This is a genomic window from Psychrobacter sp. TB20-MNA-CIBAN-0197 (assembly GCF_040309765.1).
GTDB classification, from domain to species: domain Bacteria; phylum Pseudomonadota; class Gammaproteobacteria; order Pseudomonadales; family Moraxellaceae; genus Psychrobacter; species Psychrobacter submarinus.
This window is the reverse complement of the sequence record NZ_JBEOPC010001364.1, coordinates 1-237: the sequence shown is the minus strand read 5'-3', so window position 1 is coordinate 237 and position 237 is coordinate 1. Positions and strand designations below refer to the sequence as shown.

The following is a 237-nucleotide window of genomic DNA, read 5'->3' as shown; positions in this document are numbered from 1 at the left end:
GCCGAATGCTGAGCGATGATGTAGTGCAACTTAGTTACCAAGCTGCTTTTAGGCGCTCTGCTCGCGCTGAGTTTAATTATTCATTGCGTATGTCGCTTTGGCGTAAAAGTAATGAACAATGGAAAATGGTGTTTCACCAAGGAACGCCTTGTGCGCCGTTTTCAATTTCGATGGATGATGATTAAAAATCATATAACCGTTAAAATAACCTTATTAAACATTTGATTGGGCAATAAC

General features: G+C 39.7%; 1 pseudogene. It reads left to right on the top strand.

Going from position 1 to position 237, the window contains the following annotated elements:
* A pseudogene (locus tag AAEY83_RS18410) lies at positions 1-185 on the top strand (hypothetical protein); the annotation flags it as partial.
* Positions 186-237: the final 52 nt, after the last annotated feature.